The following is a 20228-nucleotide window of genomic DNA, read 5'->3' on the forward strand; positions in this document are numbered from 1 at the left end:
TACGTCCATACGAGCCCACGGCTTCAGCCGTGGGTTTTCGACGTAACGCCAGCCCATAACTTCAGCTATGGGCACCCATCATACCCCCTGGCGAAAAACAGACAATCAATAGGTGCGGGTGTACGTCACGCCCTCTTTCAGCGCACCGGTTTCGCCGGCACTCACACGGAACCTGGTCGGCAACGTTTTCCATTTGCCGAAATCGCCGCGGTATACCACGAAGTGCAGGTGCGGTCCGCTCGTCCAGCCGGTGTTGCCGCTGCGGGCGATGGGGTCGCCGCGCCGCACGCTGTCGCCCAGCTTCACCAGCGCACCGTTGGGCGCAATGTGGGCGTAATGGCCGAAGGTGCCGTCGGGGTGCCGGATCGTTACGTAGTTGTTGTATTGCTTGCACGACTCCGAGGCACAGGCCTGTGTATGCTGCTGTACCACCTTGACCACGGTTCCCTCGCGCGCCGCCCGGATCTCCGTGCCCTCGGGCATAGTAAAATCGAGAGCACTTTCACCCCGGTGCGAGAAGTTTCCGTTGTAGCCCTGGAACAGCAGGAAACTTCCGCCCGTTGCAAACGGAAGGTCATAGACATAGCTATCGTCGTGCACGGCGTCCACGTCACCGGTGGCGGTATTGTAGCGGAAGGAGAATTTGAAGGCGGTGCCCGCCTTCTCCGGCTTTACGTCGCCGATACGGAGCTTCTCCGAGCGCGGCGGCAGCAGGAACTGCGTCTTGCCCCCTTCCGAGAACGCGAGGTTATCGAGCTTGAGGTCGAGGAATACCGATACGGGGTACCATTCCTCGTTATTGCCGTACAGCACGAAGCCGCCCCCGTCGGGCAGGCGCTCGTGAAAGACCTTGACGGCGGGCTGGGCAAACAGCAGCCCCGAAAGAAGGAGTACCGGGAGTAACAGGAAGCGTTTCATGGACGGGGTGTTTTGGTGTTCCGGGCAAGATACGGCAACCACGGATTCTTGCGCCCGTCTGCTCCGGTTGCCTGCGGGCGTATGGTTCGCCCGGATTTCCGGAGGCGGCGCCGGCTTCCACTTCGGCCCGGACCTCCCGCAAGCATGGCTACTCCGGCCGGTCTGCCGGGGAGAGCGGGCGGATGACGCGGCAGGGATTGCCGGCGGCGAACACGTCGGGCGGGATGTCTTTCGTCACCACCGAGCCCGCGCCGATCACGGAACGATCGCCGATAGATACGCCGGGGCAGATGATGGCGCTGCCGCCGATCCACACATCGTCGCCGATCGTGATCGGTTTTCCTGCCTCCAGTCCGCTCGCCCGGGTGGCCGCGTCCATCGGGTGGGTGGCGGCATAGATCTGTACGTTCGGACCAAAGAGCGTGCGGCTCCCGATCGTGACCGGGGCGACGTCGAGCACCACGCAGTTGAAGTTGAAAAACACCCGCTCCCCCATCCGGATATTGCTGCCGTAGTCGCAATAAAAGGGAGGCTGGATCCAGAGCTCTGCACCGGCGTTCGGGAGCAGCTCCGCCAGGATGCGGGCGCGCTTTTGCGGGAGGTCTTCACCCGAATCGTTGAGTGCTTTCAGCAGCAGGCGGGCCTGCAGGCGCTCTTCCGACAATTGGGGATCGAGGGCGTTATAGAGCTCGCCCGCCAGCATTTTTTCCTTTTCGGATTTCATGCCGGAAAGGTAAACAGGCGCCGGCCGGCCGCCATGGTTCAGCCTTCGCGCAGCCAGTCGTCGGTGAAACGCCGCGCAGCGAAGCCAAGGGCCGTAAACTCGTCCTGCCCGGGCCCGGCAATGGCGCCGTAGGTGCGGAGGATGCGATTGATGAGGTCCTGCCCGTACCGGAAGGTGCGTACGCGCAACCCTCCTTCCCACATGATGGCGGCCTGGCTACCCTCACCGGTCCATTGCAACACCTCTGCGTAGGAAAGCGGCCCCGCCTCCGAAACCACCAGAGCCGCTTCCTCGATAGCGCCGGTCAGCAGCTCGAAACCGTTGACAGGCACAGCTTCCCCGCTTCCGTTCATCTGGCGCTGCAGCGCGTCGGTGAGCGGGATCAGGAACAGCTCCTGTCCCAGTGCGATGATGCGCGCCGCCGGGAAACGCATCCGGATGCCGTTAAGTGCCGGCTCGGCGCCGATAAAGCCGTGAAAGGAAAAAGCCATAAGGAAGTTCAGATCTCGGATTTCAGATTTCAGATTTGAGTCATACCGGTTGAGTGGAAACCGGCCCGTAAACATACGGGCTTGTCCTGGCGTAGAACTGGAGCCGTCACCGGCAAGCTACCGGCAGCCCTGCTCCCGCTTCGCCAGCAGCTCATCGTACGGAGGTATGAGAAAGCCTTCTTCCTGCTCACGCACGGTCACGAAGAACCGGTATGCCTCCACGCTATAGCGGCAGGGGTCGATGCCAGCCTTCGTAAAAGCCAGGGCAGACGGCCCGTTCCTCCGGGCATAGAGCTCGCCGGCCACCTGCTCCAATTTCATAAACAGGAAACCCCGGCTTTGCTGGTCATCGGCACCCCGGTAGCGGCGGAGGACATCCCGGAACGTAGCCTTCGCGGCGTCGAGCCGGCCAAGCTGCAGCTGGCAAAAGCCGATCGTTTGATAAGCCAAAGCCACCAGCTCGGCCGACAGCCCGGGCGACCGTAACTCCCGTTGCGACCAAAAGATCGCACGCTCATACGCGCCCAGCTGGTAATAGCAGTCCGGAAGCCTCATCCAGGCATGGCGGTTCGTACTGTCGAGGCGGTATGCCTCCTCGAATCGATCGATCGAATGCCGGTAAAGCCCGGGCAGTTCGGCGCTGTCGCCTTTAAAGAACACTGTCTTCGAGTACGAACTCATTCCTTCTACCAATACCCGCTCCGATGCGGCACGGTCGAGGGGTTGCGCACCCGACCGGCAGGCGCTGAACAGCAAGAGGACATAAAGAGGCAAGCGTCTTTGCATCGGCAGCAAGTTTGGCAACGGCCCTATCGGCCTGCCCCTAAGATAAGCGCGGCGAAGCAACCGCATCAAAAAAAGGCCACCCTGCGGGCAGCCTTGCGGGTATGCGTTTGTCGGAGGCACGCCACGTCAAACTTCAACCACCAAACCTTAAACGCTTACCTGCCCACCACCTTGATCATGGTGCCAGCGGTGAGGTTATCGGTCAGCTGCATGCCGTTGAGGATCGCCAGCTCGTTGTGGCGAGCCTCCGGGATGCCGGCCGCAGTGAGGGCCGCACGCAGCGTGGTGGCGCTGCTGATGGTGCGGAGCTTGATGCGCTCGGCGGTGCGGTTCAGCTTGGCCGGATCGGAAAGGGTGCGGAAGCCTTCCATGATCGAAGCGAAGGTGCTCTGGCGCTCCGCGAAGTCGGCGCCGGCCGACACACCGACCATGTGGTAAATATTGCCGTTGTACTGGATGAAATAGTTCAGCGTGCGGATGGTGCCGCCGCCCTGCTGCTGTTGCTGGTCGGCTACGGCTACAAGCGCCGAAAGGCCGTTCACGGTCGTTTCACGGCTATCCACCACCGTGAGCTGGAGCTTTTGCAGTTGCGCCGTAGCCGCCTCGCGCAGGTTGCTGCCGGGGGCAAGCATCAGGATCACGAGTGCCTTTCCGTCGGCCGGGGCCATCTGGAACTGCGACGGTGAATTCTGGTACTGCCAGCCCTGGGGCACCGGGAACTGGAAGCGCAGCTCGGGGTGGTAGAACGCACCCGTTTCCACGTAGCCCTGGCGCGGGTCGGCGCCATAGGTGATGCCCTCGATGCGGCGCAGGTAGCTTTCGCGGTTAACCTTGAGGGCCGCATCGGTCTGGTTGGTTTTCTGCTGCCACTGGTCGGCCAGCTTGTTTACCGTTACGAAGCGGTCGCCCGGGTCGGGGTGCGTGCTCAGGAAGGGCGGAATGGCTTGTGCATTGGCCGATTGGCTCTGGCGCTGCAGCGTCTGGAAGAAGGTGGCCATGTTATGCGCGTTGTAGCCTTGCTTCGTCATGTATTCGACCCCGAGCTCGTCGGCCTGGCGCTCGTCGTCGCGGCTGAACTTGAGCATCAGCAGGCCCACGCCTTGCATCGCACTTTCCGCGAAGCGGCCGAGGTTGGGGTTTACGATCACGGAAGCGAGTACGCCTACCTGCCCCAGCATCTGGTTGCGTTGCTGGATCACCGAGTGGCGGGCCGTGATGTGGCCCGTTTCGTGGCCCAACACCCCCATGAACTGGGCCTCGTCGTTAAAGTGGGCCATGATGCCGCGGGTGAAGTACACGTAGCCGCCGGGGGTAGCAAAGGCGTTGATGACGTCGGAGTCGAGGACCCGGAACGTATAGGCGATGTTCGGGCGGTGCGAGATGGCGGCTACCGCTTGGCCGCGCTCGCGCATGAAGCGCTGGAGGGAAGAATCGGGGTAAAGCCCGAACTGGGCCACGATCTGGGGATCGGCCTCCTGGCCCATGGAGATCTCCTGGGCTTCCGAGGTGAATACGACCTGCCGCTTGCCGGTGACGGGGTTGCGGGCGCAGGATTGGGCGAGCGCGATGCCGAGGGCGAGTCCGCCGAGAAGGAGTGCATTTTTCATAATCGTCTGTTGTATAAGGCCTTGACGCAGTGCCGGCGCCTTTCTGCCGACCTGCCCGGGCTTCCGGCCGGCATGATGCAAATACGATACCGCAGAGGGAATCTCAGATCTCGGATCTGTGATCTCAGATCTCGGATCTCAGATTTCAGATTTCAGATTTGCGCAAAGCGCGGCAAACAACCCCACATTACTATAGGACTGCGACGCGAGCAATCGCCGCCGTCTTTGCCGAGGCCCTGTGTGTGGATCTGGCAAGCCGAAAGAAATGTACGGTCAGAAGCAGATCCCAAATCTGAGATCCGAGATCTGACATCCCTTCTTTATCTTCGCGCCGCAATAAAAAATACCAATATGACCAATAGAACATTTACGATGATCAAGCCCGACGCCATGCGCAACGGCCATGCCGGTGCCATCCTCGACCAGATCATCAAGGCGGGCTTCCGCGTGGTGGCCCTCAAGCAGACGAAGCTGACCCTTGAGAAGGCCGGTGAATTCTACGCCGTGCACAAGGAGCGCCCCTTCTACGGTGAGCTTACCCAGTTCATGAGCAGCGGCGTCATCATCGCGGCCATCCTCGAAAAAGAGAATGCCGTAGCCGACTTCCGCACCCTCATCGGCGCCACCAACCCGGCCCAGGCCGAGGAAGGCACCATCCGCAAGAAGTTCGCGACCTCCGTGGGCGAGAATGCGGTGCACGGCTCCGACTCCGACGAGAACGCCCAGATCGAAGGCTCGTTCTTCTTCTCGGGTCTCGAGCAATTCTAGCCCCCTGTCCCCCCAAGGGGGCACTTAGGTCGAACATACTTTTCTGTAGCTGCTTTTCCTAAAGCACAAAAAAAGCCCCGATCGCTTTGCGATCGGGGCTTTCAGTATTAGCACATTTGCACATTAACACATCAGCACATTGCTCAAAGCGTCTTTTCAAGGTGCTTCAGCATATTGTTGGGCATCGGCTCCACGGTGTAGCCGGCGGCGCGGAGGAGGGCGATGACACCTTTGTCGCCGGGGAGGTGGCCGGCACCTACGGCTACCACAAGCGACTTGCCGGGCATCAGCTCCTGCAGCTTCGTGACCCAGGTGGCGTTGCGGCGGTAGAGCAGCAGGTCCATGTACTGGCTGATGCCCATGTTCTCACGCTTCGTGATGGCCTCGAGCTTGTCGAGCTGCTGCGTTACGTAAGCGGTGGCCATTTCCTCGAACTCCTTACGCCCGTCGGTCTTTCCGTAGTTGTGTACATAGTCGAGCAGCTGGCGGGCCTGGAGCGTATACGGAATGGAATCGAAGATCGACATCTGGAAGGCCATCGTTTCGAGGCCGCGCACCGGGCGTTTTTCCTTTTTTGCTTCCGTCATGATGAGCTGCTCCATGCCTACCGGGTTCTCGCAGCCCATATCGGCTTCCATGAGGGCCGAGGCAGCCAGCATCGGCTTGAACTTCTCGAGCATGGAGAACGGGATGAGGCCGGGCTTCTGTGCGAAGAAGGTGCGGATCGAATCGTACTGCTCCTTGCTCAGCAGGTCGCGGAGGGTGGTGTCGCCGTTCATACGCATCCGGTTCATGATCCCCATGAGCTCCTGCATGTTTTCCATATCGAGCTCGAGGTAGACGGCGTCAGCGCCCTTGATGGCGCCCCGGAGCGAGTCGCTGAGCTCGATGCCCCCGGCACAGAGCAGGTGCATGGTGCCGAAGAGATAAGAAGGACGCGAAAGATCTTTTCCAGAGATCCGCCAGAGAAGTGTGTTGGGGTCGGCGGGTTGCGAAACGGTTGTTTGAGCGGGGCTGACCAGGAAGGCCAGGGCGCACACAAAGGCCAGGACGATGTTTTTCATGTTACAGGTTTAGCTGGGTGACTGCCGTGCCGGTCCTGTTGCCTGCCCTGGTGGGAAGATCGACGACATTGTACTGCATGCGCCACTCAGTACTACCTATTCAAGCGGGATGCCGGAAATTTTGGGGAATTGCCCCCTGTCTCCGCCAGCCGGCGGAGGAACTTAGGTCGATGCTTACTTTATGGTGGGAGGTGTTGCTCAAAGGGGCAAGGGCTTATGCAGATTATAGTTTGTCCCTAACCGTGATATGAGCACCAACCTCATTCGGGCATTTTATCGATTAGATATTCGGATGGGCACCAAGCACCTCAAAAGGCAACCGCGTAGGCCGCCCGGGATCCAAACAGCAGGTAACTGTTTACTGCCTGGCGAATGGATAAGACCCGCGAGAGCAGGTCGCACGCAAAAAGATCTGAGATCCGCGATCCCCGATCCGAGATCCCCGCTAGGGCCGCACCACCGGGCAGCCGTACTTCCCTTTTCCGCCGCCCGACCCGCCGGAGCCGCCGCCGAAGCGGTACTGGAGGTGCAGGCCCGTGAAGTAGAACAGGTCTTTCCGCTTTTCCTGCCCGCGCATGGCGCCTTTCTCGGGGTATTGGGCGGTCGGGTCCACCTCGCCCTGCCGGAAGGCCAGCTCCACGGCTTTCGGTCCGCGCGTGGCCAGCAAGTCTTCGCGGGCGGCATAGGTGGAGCTTACGTCGTCGATATAGTCGGTGAACGTTTTGCGGATGCTGAGCTCAAGCCCGAGGGTCCAGGTGTCGTTGAAGGCAAACCGGACACCGCCGCCAAAGGGTATGGACAGCTGTGTATAGTGATACGCTTTGCGCCCGGGGTATTGGTCGAGGCCCTGCCCTTCGGTGCCGAGCGGCATCAGGTACCACTTCTGCCCGCTCGAGTCGTAGGTGTACGGCTTTACCCGGAAGAGGCCAACGCCGGCAAATACGTAGGGCGACCAGCGGGTATCCTCGATGTTGAAGAACGAATACTCCCCTACCAGGCTCGCATCCACGAGGCCCGTGGCGAAGCTCAGGTTCCGGGAACGCAGCTCCTCCTTTGTATTGTACCGGTCGCTGGCCTCGAGTGCCGAAGAGGTGAGGCCGCCCCGGAGTGCGAGCCGCGGGGTGAGGCTATAGGAAAGGGTACCGCCGAGGGCAGCGTTCGCAAAGCGGCCCTGGAAGGTGCTGCTTTGCAGGTCGCCCTGGTATTGGGAGACGCCGCCGAAGAGGCCGACCTGGAAACGGGATTGGGCAAAAGGTGCGGAAGACAGCAGCAGGAGGCTGCCGAGGGTCAGCAGGAGACGCATTCAGGTGGTGTTTTTTCGCGTAAAGGCAAATATGGGGCCGAAGGCCGCTTTGCGGCCGTTTATTGGTCTATTAGTCTATTGGTTTATTGGTAAGGGTCGTTTAGATTGGTATAGTCACGGCAATCGCGATCTTAAAAAGGGAGAAACGATCTCCTGCCCTATACGAAGTTCCCATGGCTGAAGCCATAGTCTACTACATTTCGAATACCCACGGCTGAAGCCTTGGGCCAGTCGTTCTTTTTCGGCACTGCCCTAATAGGGCGCATCCTGGCTCACCCGTTCACCCGTTCATCATCAATAAATCCAAGATCGGAGATCCGAGATCTGAGATCCCTCCTGAATGGCGTATTTTGAGCCCTTAACACAGACTATCTCTATGCGTCAAGTACTGCTCCCCGTGGCGGCCGCCACCCTACTGCTTGCGGCCTGCCAACAGCAAAGCAAAGTGGCCGGCTCCACCGCCGATAACCCCGCCGCCGACATTCTCTACACCGACCGCGACAGCACCGTGAGCCCGCGCGACGACTTCTTCCAGTATGCCAACGGCGGCTGGCTGAAGGCCCATCCCATTCCCGACGAGTACAGCTCCTGGGGTATCGGCAATGCCGTGCAGGAAGACCTGTACACGCGCCTCCGAACCATCAATGAGCAATCGCTTACCGCAACGGGCGGCGTCGAGAAAAAGGTGGGCGATTTCTGGCACTCCGCGATGGACTCCACCGGCGCCGAACAGCAGAAGCTGCAGCCCATTCAAACCGAGCTCGATGCCATCGGCAAAGCCACGGACCTCAACGGCATCGTCAACGTACTCGCTGACTTCCAGGTGAAAGGCATTGGCGGCGGCTTCGGCGCCGGTGTGTACCAGGATGCGAAGAACTCCGACGTGATGGCCTTCTACCTGAACCAGGGCGGCCTCGGGCTTCCGAACCGCGACTACTACTTCAACAACGATGCGCGCACCGCCGGTATCCGCAGCGCCTATGGCAATTACGTGCGCACGGTGTTCCAAAGCCTCGGTGCCGACAGCAACAGCGCCCAACTGAAGGCCACGCAGCACCTCGCGCTGGAAACCCGCCTCGCCAAGGCTTCCCGCAAGCTCGAAGACCTCCGCGACCCCTACCGCAACTATAACAAGATGTCGATAGCCGACCTCAACAAGGTTTGCCCCGCCATCAACTGGAACGCGATGCTCGAAAAGCAGCACGTGACGAAGCTCGACTCCGTGATCGTAGGACAGCCGGAGTTCTACAAAGAGCTGGACGCCGCGCTGAAAAGCACCCCGGTGCCCGTGCTGCAGGATTACCTGCGCTTTCACCTGATGCGTGCTACCGCCCCTTATCTCGACAGCACTACGTACCTGCAGTATTTCGATTTTTACGGAAAGACCATCCGCGGCGCCAAAAAGCCGAAGACCCGCTGGAAGCGGATGCTGGACCTCCAGGACGGCCTCATGGGCGAAGCCCTCGGCAAGGTGTTCGTGCAGGAGTTCTTCCCGAAAGAGGCAAAGGAGCGCTACTCGAAAATGGTGGAAGACGTGCGCGCGGCACTGAAGGACCGCATCACGCAGCTCGACTGGATGAGCGACAGCACGAAGCAGAAAGCCTTCGCCAAGCTCGCATCGATGAAAAAGAAAGTGGGCTATCCCGACAAGTGGAAAGACTTCTCCGCTATGGAGATCAGCCGCCAGCCCCTTGCCCGCAACGTGCTTGCTGCCAACACCTGGTGGCACAAGTACGAGGTGAACAAGCTGGGCAAGCCGGTGGACCGTGACGAGTGGGAGATGAACCCGCAGACCTACAATGCCTACTACAACCCAAGCAACAACGAGATCGTGCTGCCCGCCGGTATTTTTACGGTACCGGGCTACCGCGATGCGCAGCTCGACGACGCGCTTGTATACGGCTATGCCGGCGCCACCACCATCGGCCACGAGATCACGCACGGCTTCGACGATGAAGGCCGCCAGTTCGATGAGAAGGGCAACCTCAATGCCTGGTGGACGTCGAAAGATTCCGCCGAATTCGCCAAGCGCGCCCAGGTGATGGTGGACCAGTTCAACAGCTACGTAGTAGTGGACACTGCCCGCATTAACGGCAAGGCCACCCTGGGCGAAAACATCGCCGACCTCGGCGGCGCCATCCTCGGCCTCGAGGCGTTCAAGAAAACGGAAACCTACAAAAGCGGCAAAACCATCAATGGCATGACGCCCCTGCAGCGCTACTTCCTCGGCTACGCCCTTGGCTGGCTGAGCCACACCCGCCCGGAGGAGCTGGCCACCCGCCTGCTCACCGACGTGCACTCCCCCGCCAAATGGCGCGTCAACGGTCCTTTCGTGAACGTACCGGAATTCTACGAGGCTTTCGGCGTAAAGCCGGGCGACAAGATGTACCGTCCCGACTCGCTCCGCGTGCGGATCTGGTAATTTCATACCAAGACGCGAAGCGCGCAAAGAGCGCAACATTGTAAATGATAAAAGGCCCCGGCATTTCTGCCGGGGCCTTCTTCGTCAGTGCGCATACAGCGAATGTCATTGCGAGCGCTACGAAGCAAACGTCATTGCGAGCGTAGCGAAGCAATCTCCTGCGCTACGAGGAGTGACCCTAAAGCTGAACTCTTACAGACACGCTGCGTAACGAAGGAGATTGCTTCGTCGGTCCCTTGCCTTCGGCAGGGACGCTCCTCGCAACGACCCGTTAGCGCGGCATGGAATGATATAGGGAGGCTTATTTATCGTAAGGCTCGGGATCAAAGCGGATGCCCAGGCCGGGTGCGTCGGAGGTACGAACATATCCGTCATTGCCAAACGTAAGTCCTGTGGCCAGGTCCTGCGCGAGCAGCAACGGACCGTCGGCGTCGATGTAGTCGGCCAGCACCGCGAGGTGCGCGATGGCCGCGGAGCCCACGGTGGATTCATTCATCGACCCGATCATCACCTGCAGGCCCAGTGCGCGTGCCTTCTCGATCATGCGCAGCGCCGGCGTGATGCCGCTGCACTTCGTCAGCTTGATGTTGATGCCGTGGAAATGACCGGCGCAGCGCTCCACGTCGCTCTCGAACACGCAGCTCTCGTCGGCAAACAGTGGCAAGGGGCTCTTTTCCATCAAGCGCTTCATGCCCTCCCAGTCGTCCTTGGCCAGCGGCTGCTCCACGAACTCCACGCCCAGGTGCTGCAGCGCGTCGATCTTTTCGATGGCTTCGGCTACGGACCAAGCGGCATTGGCATCAATGCGGAAAGGTGCGTCTGTATGTTTCCGGAGGGCCTCCACGATGGCGATGTCCTCGTCGGTACCAAGCTTGATCTTGTACACGGGCCAGGGATGCGCCCGCAGCTTCTCCACCATCCGCTCTATGGAGTCGATGCCAATGGTGTAATTGGTGCGCGGCTGCAGGGGCGCTTCGGGCATCCAGAGCGCCTGCAGTGGCTTGCCTATGATCTGCCCGAAGAGATCCCAGCCGGCCATGTCCAACGCGCACACCAGGAAGGGGTTGTTCGGGTACAGGTGGTGCAGGTAGTGCCAATAGCGCTCCGGCTCGGTGAACGCGAACTTCTCCACGAAGATCTTCTTGCGTTCCAGATCGGCGACCATCGCCTCGGTGCTGATGTTGTAATAGGTGATCGCCGGCGCCTCGCCATGCCCGATGCGGCCCAGGTGCTCCAATGCTACATGCAGCGCAGGCTGGTGGGTCTTGGTGCCCTTGGAGATGGTGAACGGGTATTGGAAAGGCAGCTCGTAAGTGCGGTACCAGAGTCGCATCAGTGTAAGGTTCGGAGGATGTTATGAAAAAGGAAGAGGCGGTAGGCCTGGAGGAGAATGATGAACAGGACTCCCGCAGCGATACCCGAGAAGAACGAAAAGATCCATCCGCTCCGGTAAAAGCGCCGTGCCGCCAACGTAAAATAACCGATAAGCACGAACAGGTTCAGGTAGATGGCAAGGCGCTCAAAAGCCTCCTGGGACATGTGAAACAGGTAGCGGTCCGGCAGTACGAAGAGGAAATGAAAAAGCGTAAAGTAGAGCAGCAGGAAACTGAAAAAATGCGCCGCGAAGGTAAGGTGCAGGCCGAACGGCTTCCTGCGCCTCAGGAAGAGCAGCGCACAGGCGAGGGCATAGAACGGGATGAACAGGAAAATGAATGCTTTCGACTGTCCGGCCATTTTCTCATTGAACACCTGTCCAAGCCGTGTGACGTCAGCCGCGGCGCCGAACTTGCTGTAAAAAGCACTGCGGGTATTGAAGATGCCCCCGCGCTCGACGAGGTAATTACCGATGCGATGGGCGAACACGTTGCCGGCGCCCACCAGCAGGAAAAACAGCAGGTTGCTCACGATGAAGAGCTGCATCGGCTTCATGTACGGCACCTTGCGGCCTTCGGCAAAATGGGTGGTGAGCATGCCGGGACGAAACAGGAGGAGCTTCAGCGTGCGCAGGAATTTGTTATCGAAATGGGTGAAGCCTTCGATGCTTTCCTCGATGAAATGCCCGGCGGTAAAATCGTGCGCGGACACTTTCTTCTCCCCGCAGGCGGAGCAGTACTTCCCGGTAAAGGGGGCGCCGCAGGAGGGACAGGAGGTGCCGACAGCTTCCATGGTCATCAGTTTCGGTGCGAATATAGGCAAAAGAAGAGGCGTGCTGCGGGTGCGGCACGCCTCTGTATCGGGCAGGCAGGAAGCTTAACCCCTGCCGCTGTTCACAATGTATTCGCGCAACTCGGTGTTGAACTCCTTTTCGCGGATCAGCCCTTCGAGCGGGAGGTGCATCCGGTAGCGCCAGTAGTGCTTCGGATCGGCGGGTTGGTTGATGCGCTCTTCGGCGGGGTTCTCGCGGCGCAGCGTCTCGCTCATGCCCAGCAGGTCCTGCAGCTGGAAGATGCTCCACATGGCAGGCGCATAAAGATGCTGCAGCACGATGGCGCGGTTGACCCAGGGCTCGCAGAAATACGGGGCGGTGCCGTGCGACTCGAGCACGGTGTTGAAAAAGCGCTGCGTACGCGCGCGGTCTTCTTCCCACCAGCCGCGGATCGTGCTCATGTCGTGCGTCGAAGGGGTCACTACGGAGAGGTAGGGCGCCGTGCGCGGGTGGAAGAACTCGGTGGTCGGGTCCTTGGGCATCCGCTGGATCTCGAGGCTCAGGATGCCCAGGTCCTTCATCACGCTCGGCACGCTGGCGGGTACCATACCCAGGTCCTCGCCGCAGATGAGCATGTTGGTGGCTTCCTTCAGGGCCGGCAACTTGCGCAAGGCCTCGTGCTTCCAGAAGCCATCCTGGCGGCGGTAGAAATAGTCGACGTACAGCTCGCGAAGGCGCGCCTTCAGGCCTTCGTCGAGGTGGCGGAACGAGGTGATGCTCTCGATGGAGATGCGGAAATGGTAATGCGTGCCGTTGGAGCCGGGCTCCTCGAAGAACAGCACGTTGGAGATCAGGTCGTAGAGCCCGTGCTTGAGGGTATCTGTTTCCGGATCGCCCGCACGGGAGGCAGCCCAGGCTTCCACCTGGCGCTGTGTTTCGAAGGCGGGGCTCAGGTCGTAGCCGCCGCGGCTGTTGGGCACCAGGAATTCGTCGCGCACGCGGCTCGCGAGCGGACCAAACACCTCATCAAGCACCGCGTCGGTGATATAGGGCCGGCAGTAGCGGTCGTAGTCGAACCAGATGCCACGCTCGCCGAACTCGGTGTGGCGCACAGGCAGGGCAGGGATGAAGCGGCCCAGGATGCCTTCCACAGCGTCGAGCGGGATGCTCCAGATGCGGAAGAAGCCAAGGATGTGATCGATGCGGAAGGCGTCGAAGTAGTTCGACATCTGCTCGAAGCGCTGCTTCCACCAGCGGAAGCCGTCTTCCTGCATTTTCTCCCAGTTGTACGTCGGGAAACCCCAGTTCTGTCCTTTGATTGCGAAGTCGTCGGGCGGCGCACCTGCCTGCCAGTCCATGTGGTACAGCTCCGGCGCCTGCCAGGCGTCCACGCTGTAGCGGTAAATGCCGATCGGGATATCGCCCTTCACTACGATGCCTTTCTTGTGGATGTAGTCAACGGCATCCTTGAGCTGCAGGTGCAGGTGGTACTGCACCCAATAGTAAAAGCGGATCTCTTTCGCGGTCTTGGAGCGGGCGGAGATCAGCTTCTCGATCTCGGCCTCGTTGTATACCGAATTGGTCTTCCATTGGTTGAAGTCGGCGGTGCCGAACTTGTCGCGCAGGTGGCTGAACACCGCGTAGGCTTTCAGCCAGTGCCCGTTGGCGGAAACAAAGCTGGTGTATTCGGCGTCTTTGCTGAACTCCTCTCCTTCCGCCTCGTACAGCTCGCGGAGCACCTGCATCTTGTATTTCATCACCTCCTCGTAGTCGATCTCGGTGAGTGCGTTGAGCTGCTTTTGTTTTTTCACGAGCGACTTGAGCGCGGCGGCGCCCTTCTTCCCGGCCACCTTGGAAAGGTTGATGTACTGCGGGTGCAATGCAAAGGCGGAAATGGCCGCGTACGGATAGGAGTCGAGGTAGGTGAAGGTGGCGGAGGTATCGTTGATGGGGAGGAGCTGGATCAGCTTCATGCCGGCGCCCGTGGCCCAGTCGGCCAGGAGCTTCAGGTCGGTGAACTCGCCCACGCCAAAAGAGTTGGCCGAGCGGAGCGAGAAAACCGGGATGGCGATGCCGGCGCCCTTCCAGGAGGTGTTGGGCAGGCGCACGAACCCATCGTGCAGCAGCGTGATGGAGCCGGCCTCGTCGTGGCGGTAGAGGGTGCGGTTGTCGCCATCCTCAAAGCGGACGAAGGAGCCCTTCTTGAAATTATAGATGCCGTATTTATACGTAATGGGAAGGTCGGTCGGCGCAACGTCGAGCTTTACCGTCCACCAGTCGCCGGAGCGCTCCAGCAACACGGGGTTGGCGCTGTCCCACTCGCCGAGGGCCGGGCCGGAGCCCACGAGGCACACACACTCCTGGTCGGGCAGCAGCGGCGCCTTTACCCGGAACTGGTGGCTGTAGTGCTTCGGGTTCTTGAGGCGGGGCGACTTCTGGCTGTTGAAAAATACCTGGCGGAAGGGCGCCGTATAAAACGCGTTCTCGAATTCGCCGGCGTAGTTCCAGGTGTCGACGAGCACGAGGTGGCCGCTGTCCTTTCTACCGATGGCTACGATGCGGTGCTGCTCGGCGTCAACGACGCGCTCGCCGAACTCGTTGGTCAGCACGTAGTGGTAGTGAAGGCTGGTCGCCGCCGTAGTGTCCACCTCGATGGAGGCATACCAGAATTCGGGATTGAGGTACTGGAGGGGCAGCGCCTGGGCGGGGTCGTTGCTGCCGAGCGAAGGATGGTTGCCCGAGATCGCCAGCGACTGGCCGTACCGGGTGTGGAAGCGCAGGTAAAAATCGATTTTCATTCCTCAGGTATTAGGAAGTTCAGTTGGCTAAGCAAATGTGTGCGGGGCACACATTGCCGCGAAAATAATGCAGCGAAGCCAAGTTTGAACAGTAAAAATGAGGCCGCAGGTAATTCTGGATATTTTGCACGTTGTCCCCTATTTTTGCGAAAATTTTTCTTCATGGAAGTGAAACGCTCCAACCGTGGCCTGTACTGGATCCTTTTCTTCGTTTCTACCGCTGCCCTCCTGTTTGCCATCTTCGCTCATTGGGAATGGCTGACCCTCATCATCCCCTTCGTGACGACCTTCTTCGTGCTGGCGATGGACCTCATCTAAGGATCGCAGATCCCGGATCCCAGATTTCAGATTTAGTCCTCAGGTGCGGCTTTCCCGGCCTGTTGCGTACATAGCTAAAGCTCCCGGTTCCCCGGGGGCTTTTTCCTTTTGGTACTTCTCCGAATCCGAAATCCGAAATCAAAAATCTGAAATACGAAAGGCCACCCGAAGGTGGCCTTTCTTTATTACAAGTAGTGTCGCGGGCGGGATCGCTCATCGTCGTTTCAATTCCGTACTAATAGTGCCCGCGGCTTCCTGGAATCCTTACTTCACTTCCTCGAACTCGGCGTCGGTCACGTTCTCCGATCCGCCCTGCTGAGGGCCGGCCTGCGCACCGGGCCCGCCGGCACCGGGCTGACCGGCACCTTCGGAGGCTTTGTACATGTCTTCGCTGGCAGCCGTCCAGGCAGCGTTCATCTCGGCCATGGCGGCGTCGATGCGGGCGATGTCCTGGCTCTTGTGCGCCTCGCGGAGCTTCTCGAGTGCGGCTTCGATGGGGGCCTTTTTATCGGCCGGCACCTTGTCGCCGAACTCCTTCAGCTGCTTCTCGGTCTGGAAGATGAGCGAGTCGGCCTGGTTGATCTTCTCGATCTTCTCGCGCTCGGCCTTGTCGGTCATCTCGTTGGCCTTGGCTTCCGCCTTCATCTTTTCCACTTCCTCCTTGCTGAGGCCCGAGCCGGCTTCGATACGGATCTTCTGCTCCTTGCCGGTGCCTTTGTCCTTCGCCGTTACGTGCAGGATGCCGTTGGCGTCGATGTCGAAGATCACTTCGATCTGCGGAACGCCGCGGGGTGCCGGCGGGATGCCGTCGAGGTTGAACACGCCGAGGCTCTTGTTGTCCTTGGCCATCGAGCGCTCGCCCTGCAGCACATGGATCTGCACACCGGGCTGGTTGTCGGAAGCCGTGGAGAACACCTCCGACTTGCGGGTCGGGATGGTGGTGTTGGAGGTGATGAGCGGGGTCATGACGCCACCCATCGTTTCGATACCGAGAGAGAGCGGCGTTACGTCGAGCAGGAGCACGTCCTTCACCTCGCCGGTGAGCACGGCACCCTGGATGGCGGCGCCAATGGCCACCACCTCGTCGGGGTTTACGCCGCGGTTGGGCTTCTTGCCGAAATATTTTTCTACGATCTCGCCCACTTTGGGGATACGGGTAGAGCCACCCACCATGATCACCTCGTCGATCTGGCCTACGGAGAGACCGGCGTCTTTGAGGGCCTGCTCGCAGGGGCGCAGGCAGCGCTCGAAAAGCGTGTCGGCGAGCTGCTCAAATTTGGCGCGGGTGAGCTTTTTCACGAGGTGCTTGGGCACACCATCAACTGCAGTGATATAAGGCAGGTTGATCTCCGTCTCCGAAGAGGACGACAGCTCGATCTTGGCCTTCTCGGCAGCTTCCTTGAGGCGCTGCAGGGCCATGGGGTCCTTGCGGAGGTCTACGTTCTCGTCTTTGCGGAACTCCTCGGCGAGCCAGTCCATGATCACCTTGTCGAAGTCGTCGCCACCGAGGTGGGTGTCGCCGTTTGTCGACTTCACTTCGAATACGCCTTCGCCGAGCTCGAGCACGGAGATGTCGAAGGTGCCGCCGCCGAGGTCGAATACGGCGATGTGGTGGTCCTTACCGCCTTTGTCGAGGCCGTAGGCCAGGGCAGCCGCGGTAGGCTCGTTCACGATGCGGCGCACATTGAGTCCGGCGATCTCACCGGCCTCCTTTGTAGCCTGGCGCTGGGCGTCGTTAAAGTAAGCGGGCACGGTGATCACCGCGTCGGTCACTTCCTGGCCGAGGTAGTCTTCCGCCGTCTTTTTCATTTTCTGCAACACCATCGCGGAGATCTCCTGCGGGGTGTAGAGGCGGCCGTCGATGTCGATGCGCACCGTATTGTTGTCGCCCTGGGCTACCTTATAGCTCCAATGGCTGATCTCTTCTGTTACCTCGCCGTACTGGCGGCCCATGAAGCGCTTCACGCTCATGATGGTGTTCTGCGGGTTGGTGATGGCCTGGCGCTTTGCCGGGTCGCCCACCTTACGCTCGCCGTTTTTGAGGAAGGCGACCACCGAGGGAGTGGTGCGACGGCCTTCGTCGTTGGCGATCACTACGGGCTCGTTGCCTTCCATTACTGCGACGCAGCTATTGGTCGTACCTAAGTCTATACCGATGATCTTTCCCATTTGCTTTTCGGATTTTTTTGAGTTCCCCTTTGGTTATCAAGGAATATGCCCGGGGTGCAGATCGTGCAATTTTGTCAGAAAAGCGTCAGACAAACGCCGTCAGCGCCCTGCCAGCCCATCAGGATGACAGGTCGACCGGAAGGGACCTGCTGTTTTGGCAAAACGCGTCTCATGAAACGAAAACCGCGTTTCCGGTGGACAGAACACTCATTTATCTGCTTGCCGTTGCCATCGTGCGCGCCTTTTTACCCACGGCTAAAGCCGTGGGCTGGTACGTATCGAAAACCCATGGCTGAAGCCATGGGCTGGTGAAATATCGAATACCCATAGCTGAAGCTATGGGCTAGTAGGAACCCACCTTCTCGCTTCGCCCGTTATGCGATTACCCAATTACCCAATTACCTCATCAGCACATTAGCACATTAACCCATTAGCAAATTGTATTATTGCAGGGCCATGAAACGCCTCCTTTCTGCCTTTCTTACCTTATTGTCCGTCGTTTCGTTTGCGCAGTCGCGCCCCGACTCTGCGCGCCGCCTGCTCGACTCGCTGCCGGAGTCCGATATCGACATCCCGATCACGATCTCGCTCCGTCCCATCTTCACGCTGGCGGAAAATAAGGTCGATACCGTGTTCGCCTCCCCCGGCTGGCCTGACGGCTGGGTGCAGCCCGACTGCAAGACGCGCTACAAGTACCGGATGCGCCGCTCCCCGCTCAGGTTTGCGGCCTCCGGCACGAGCTTCAACCTGCAGTTCACCGGCTTTTACAAGATCATCGGCGCATCGCGGGCCTGCTACAACAGCACCGTGCTGAGCCCCTGGACGCCGGAGTGCTCCTGCGGCGTCAAGGAGAGCGAGCGCCGCGTCAACATCGGCTTCGGCGCCTCTTTCCAGCTCCTCCCCGACTACCGCCTGCTTACGAAGATCGTGCGGCCCGAGCCCGTGGCGCTCGACAAGTGCACCGTTTGCTTCTGGGGCCAGGATGTGACGAAGACCGTGCTCGACGGCATCCGCGCCAACCTGGATGCCACCAAGAAAGCGATGGAGGACTCCTTCGCCGTGGTCGCGCTTCGCCCCTACATCCAACAGGCCTGGAACCAGCTCAACGCCGTCTACGCCATCCCCGGCGCCGGATATTTCGCCCTTCACCCCAAACGCTTGCGCATGGAAAACCTCTCGGCTAAGAACGACCTGCTCAACATCTCAATTGGCATCTCGGCCACGCCCGTGGTGAGCCTCAAGCGCCCCGACGCGCCCGCCACCACGGCGCCCAACCTGAGCAATGCGGCGCATCCCGGCGGCTTCAACATCTACCTCGAGGCCGCGCTGCAATACGACTCGCTGTCGAAGGTGCTGACCCAATACCTCCTGCACAAGCGCTTCGACGTTGCCGATGGGCTGTTCAAAAAGCACATCGTGGTGGAAGGCACGCGGGTGAGCTCCGACACGACCGGCAACCTGCGGATCGAGATCGACTTCTCCGGCTCCTTCAACGGCTCCGCGTCGTTCATCGGCAAGCCGGTGTACAACGCCGCCACCAAGACCATCGAGGTGCAGGACCTCGAATACGACGTGCGCTCCAGGAACCTGCTGATCAAAACCGCCAAGTGGCTGTTCAGCAAGCGCATCACGTCGGAACTGAAGAAGCACACGTCGTTTCCGCTGACCGAGTATTACGCCACGGCCACCAGGAACCTGAACGAATGGCTTAATAAGGAATGGATGAAGGGCATCCGCGGCTCCGGCGCCGTTGCGGAGCTGACGCTCACCGGCGTCTTTGCCCAGCCGGAGCACCTCCTGATCCGCAGCAACTGCACCGGTAAACTGGCCGTACACGTCAGCGAGATCGCGCTGTAGGGCAGCCCCCTGTCCCCCAAAGGGGAACTTAGGTCGATCATACCTTTCTCCGTTCTGTCTTTACTAAAAATTGCTTTATAGGAAAGTCCCGCCAACGGCGGGACTTTCTACGTTACGAATTTGAGCGAGAACAAATGCATACCTGAGCATATGAATACATGAAATAGAAAGGAGGGTTGTGTCGACACAAAGATCCGAATTCATTTGTTCCTATGCTCCTTGGGTCATGTACTTATGAATTCAAATTCTGCCACAAGGACGGACGCCTACCGGAAGAAAGGCCTCGGTCTAAGTTCCCCCTTCGGGGGACAGGGGGCCGCGTGCCCTACCCCTGCGCCTGGGAGCGGAAGGAAAAGTGCCGTTGTGACAAATAGGAGAACAGGACGACGATGCCGGTGGTAGCCATCAGGGAGGGAGTCGGGTACATGCCCAGTATTTCTACGAACACCTTGAGCAGCACGTAGTTCAGCACCACGCAGGCCATGGCCACGAGAAAGTAGCGCCACAGCTGCACGCGCCGCTTCAGGTAGGACCCCTGGAACACCACGAACATGCTCAGGTAGAACCCGATCGGGAAGGTGATGCAGAAGGCGATCAGGAAGGCAGCGATGTGCGGCGTGAAGGCGATGAACCCTAGATCGAGCACCTGCTTTTCCAGAACGAAGTTGTAGGCGATATAATACACCAGGATATTCAGCACCGTGTTGCCGCCACCACAGGCCGCATAGCGGAACATCTGCACCGTCATCACCTTACGGAATGGCGGGTAAAACAGGTCGATGACCTGCAGGATCGCTTTGCGGATGGTGCGGTGCACGCGCTTCATGGAGCGCAAATGTACATTTTCAGGAAGAACC

At 59.8% G+C, this 20228-nt stretch carries 16 protein-coding genes and 1 pseudogene; 5 read left to right on the plus strand and 12 right to left on the minus strand.

Annotation, left to right across the window (positions count from 1 at the left end; genetic code table 11):
• Positions 1–105: 105 nt before the first annotated feature.
• The 5 genes from ABD937_RS11615 to ABD937_RS11635 all read right to left on the minus strand — a co-directional run bounded on the left by ABD937_RS11615 (position 106) and on the right by ABD937_RS11635 (position 4526).
• Entirely contained in the window at positions 106–918 is an 813-nt protein-coding gene (locus tag ABD937_RS11615; RefSeq protein WP_345255883.1) for a M23 family metallopeptidase, read from the minus strand.
• Positions 919–1066: 148 nt separating this feature from the next.
• Positions 1067–1642, minus strand: coding sequence for a sugar O-acetyltransferase (locus tag ABD937_RS11620; protein ID WP_345255884.1), 576 nt, complete (start codon positions 1640–1642; stop codon positions 1067–1069).
• Between the two features lie 38 nt (positions 1643–1680).
• Positions 1681–2133: a hypothetical protein gene (locus tag ABD937_RS11625; protein WP_345255885.1), complete on the minus strand. Its 453-nt coding sequence runs from the start codon at positions 2131–2133 to the stop codon at positions 1681–1683.
• A gap of 117 nt (positions 2134–2250) precedes the next feature.
• Positions 2251–2919 (minus strand): tetratricopeptide repeat protein, encoded by a 669-nt coding sequence (locus ABD937_RS11630; RefSeq protein ID WP_345255887.1) that lies wholly within the window; start codon positions 2917–2919, stop codon positions 2251–2253.
• A gap of 155 nt (positions 2920–3074) precedes the next feature.
• On the minus strand, positions 3075–4526 hold the full coding sequence (locus tag ABD937_RS11635; RefSeq protein ID WP_345255888.1) for a M48 family metalloprotease: 1452 nt from the start codon (positions 4524–4526) through the stop codon (positions 3075–3077).
• A 351-nt stretch (positions 4527–4877) separates the two neighbouring features.
• Between ABD937_RS11635 and ABD937_RS11640 the strand changes: the two genes are divergently transcribed.
• Complete coding sequence (locus ABD937_RS11640; protein WP_345255889.1) at positions 4878–5294, plus strand: nucleoside-diphosphate kinase; 417 nt, start codon at positions 4878–4880, stop codon at positions 5292–5294.
• 143 nt (positions 5295–5437) lie between these two features.
• Here ABD937_RS11640 and ABD937_RS11645 read toward each other — a convergent pair whose 3' ends face one another.
• Both ABD937_RS11645 and ABD937_RS11650 read right to left on the minus strand, forming a co-directional pair.
• Positions 5438–6358: a TraB/GumN family protein gene (locus ABD937_RS11645; protein WP_345255891.1), complete on the minus strand. Its 921-nt coding sequence runs from the start codon at positions 6356–6358 to the stop codon at positions 5438–5440.
• A gap of 445 nt (positions 6359–6803) precedes the next feature.
• Complete coding sequence (locus tag ABD937_RS11650; protein ID WP_345255892.1) at positions 6804–7661, minus strand: DUF6089 family protein; 858 nt, start codon at positions 7659–7661, stop codon at positions 6804–6806.
• Between the two features lie 376 nt (positions 7662–8037).
• Between ABD937_RS11650 and ABD937_RS11655 the strand changes: the two genes are divergently transcribed.
• On the plus strand, positions 8038–10083 hold the full coding sequence (locus tag ABD937_RS11655) for a M13 family metallopeptidase (protein ID WP_345255894.1): 2046 nt from the start codon (positions 8038–8040) through the stop codon (positions 10081–10083).
• Between the two features lie 301 nt (positions 10084–10384).
• Here the strand turns inward: ABD937_RS11655 and ABD937_RS11660 are convergent, their stop codons facing one another.
• From ABD937_RS11660 to ABD937_RS11670, 3 genes are all read right to left on the minus strand, one after another.
• On the minus strand, positions 10385–11416 hold the full coding sequence (locus ABD937_RS11660; protein ID WP_345255895.1) for a dipeptide epimerase: 1032 nt from the start codon (positions 11414–11416) through the stop codon (positions 10385–10387).
• Positions 11416–12249, minus strand: a complete 834-nt coding sequence (locus ABD937_RS11665; RefSeq protein ID WP_345255896.1) for a DUF3667 domain-containing protein — start codon at positions 12247–12249, stop codon at positions 11416–11418. Before ABD937_RS11665 ends, ABD937_RS11660 begins: the two co-directional genes overlap by 1 nt.
• Before the next feature lie 84 nt (positions 12250–12333).
• The gene (locus ABD937_RS11670; RefSeq protein WP_345255897.1) at positions 12334–15027 is read right to left on the minus strand and encodes a 4-alpha-glucanotransferase; all 2694 of its coding nucleotides are present in this window, start codon (positions 15025–15027) and stop codon (positions 12334–12336) included.
• 162 nt (positions 15028–15189) lie between these two features.
• Between ABD937_RS11670 and ABD937_RS11675 the strand changes: the two genes are divergently transcribed.
• On the plus strand, positions 15190–15345 hold the full coding sequence (locus tag ABD937_RS11675; protein ID WP_345255899.1) for a hypothetical protein: 156 nt from the start codon (positions 15190–15192) through the stop codon (positions 15343–15345).
• Positions 15346–15609: 264 nt separating this feature from the next.
• On the opposite strand, the pseudogene dnaK reads toward ABD937_RS11675, so the two are convergent.
• Positions 15610–17517, minus strand: a pseudogene (gene dnaK / locus ABD937_RS11680) (molecular chaperone DnaK); the annotation flags it as partial.
• A gap of 26 nt (positions 17518–17543) precedes the next feature.
• Between dnaK and ABD937_RS11685 the strand changes: the two are divergent.
• On the plus strand, positions 17544–17810 hold the full coding sequence (locus ABD937_RS11685; RefSeq protein WP_345255900.1) for a hypothetical protein: 267 nt from the start codon (positions 17544–17546) through the stop codon (positions 17808–17810).
• Between the two features lie 160 nt (positions 17811–17970).
• A complete protein-coding gene (locus tag ABD937_RS11690) occupies positions 17971–19371 on the plus strand; it encodes a DUF4403 family protein (RefSeq protein ID WP_345255901.1) in 1401 nt (466 codons plus the stop codon).
• A 325-nt stretch (positions 19372–19696) separates the two neighbouring features.
• On the opposite strand, the gene ABD937_RS11695 is transcribed toward ABD937_RS11690, so the two are convergent.
• The gene (locus ABD937_RS11695) at positions 19697–20197 is read right to left on the minus strand and encodes a GtrA family protein (protein WP_345255902.1); all 501 of its coding nucleotides are present in this window, start codon (positions 20195–20197) and stop codon (positions 19697–19699) included.
• Positions 20198–20228 lie beyond the last annotated feature (31 nt).

The sequence above is a fragment of the Flaviaestuariibacter amylovorans genome, assembly GCF_039541815.1.
GTDB lineage: Bacteria > Bacteroidota > Bacteroidia > Chitinophagales > Chitinophagaceae > Flavisolibacter > Flavisolibacter amylovorans.